Raw genomic sequence first — 1,106 nt, 5'->3', positions numbered from 1 at the left:
TTTTAATAATTTTAGGAATCGCGTATTAGCTTGCTTTTGTGATTAGATAAACTTATAACCATAAGTTCAGGAGAGCCCTAAAAAGTCCAAAAGCTCTAATTTATCTCAGGTTCAACGGCAGGAAAACCGCACTCTGGCAAGCGAACGTATTATTATTGAACACGTTAATAGGAGGCTAAAAATTTTTCGGATTCTGTCGGAACGTTACCGAAATCGCCGACGCAGATTTGGTTTACGCTTCAACCTGATTGCAGGCATCTATAACTATGAACTCAACCTTTTAGAATGACTTTTGCAAGAGGTCTATTCGCTTGCATTGCATAAATTATTCCTCCTATTCATACTCTAACTCAGCAACGCCGACAATACTTCCTTAAGGCTTTCGATTATGTTTTAAAACCAGGTTTGTTTAGTAGAGCTCTTGCACAAGTCTTCGATCGAGGAACCGCAGATGTAAGACAGATAAACGCAGATAATTTGAGGAGAGGCGAGCTTGGGAATGCAATCTTGTCTAGTATTTGTGCCGTAATTCCTGGGAGATTTAATTCGTAACTACAATTCATAACTCATTACTTCTTTAAAGGGGGCTTAGATCACAAATACTTTGACTTTTTATGTATAGCAGTAAGGTGTGCATTGTGCATCCTTTCGACATGATTTATGGTGGGCAATGCACACCCTACAGTTTTATAAAAGCGATCGCCACTTCAGGGCTAAAACATCGACATAACGTTCGCTGCTGTGCTGGTTCACAACCATTTCGTAGCCCCCCTGCGCTTGAGATTCAGCTTCTTGAGGATTTTTGAGCAAATGGACGATCGCCTCTACGGTTGAAAGTGCTGGTGCGCTCTAGCGATTTGAGATCTGAGATTTGAGATTTGACTCTACAGATGATGAATCTGGGGGGATATCCCTGATGTCTCAAATTTTTTGAGTTCCGCGAATCCTGTCTGGGGGTTGTACCGCAACCGCCCGCTTGGGTTAGGAAACCCGGTTTCCAGGACACCCGCGCCCAAATCCTGTAGGAGTCCATTGGTGACAAGTTAAGGCTCAAAGCCAGTTGTCAAGGGGATTTTCGGAGGTAGCTCAAAGAAAAAAGGTTCTCC

At 42.8% G+C, this 1,106-nt stretch carries 1 protein-coding gene and 1 pseudogene; one reads left to right on the top strand and one right to left on the bottom strand.

Annotated features, from left to right (window positions below):
* Positions 1-79: 79 nt before the first annotated feature.
* Positions 80-289: pseudogene (locus QUA40_RS28850) on the top strand (transposase family protein); the annotation flags it as partial.
* A 398-nt stretch (positions 290-687) separates the two neighbouring features.
* On the opposite strand, the gene QUA40_RS28845 reads toward QUA40_RS28850, so the two are convergent.
* Entirely contained in the window at positions 688-810 is a 123-nt protein-coding gene (locus QUA40_RS28845) for a hypothetical protein (protein ID WP_333132152.1), read from the bottom strand.
* Between the last annotated feature and the right edge of the window lie 296 nt (positions 811-1,106).

The organism is Microcoleus sp. Pol11C3, from assembly GCF_036701485.1.
Lineage (GTDB): Bacteria > Cyanobacteriota > Cyanobacteriia > Cyanobacteriales > Microcoleaceae > Microcoleus.
This window is presented reverse-complemented; position numbering and strand designations above follow the sequence as displayed.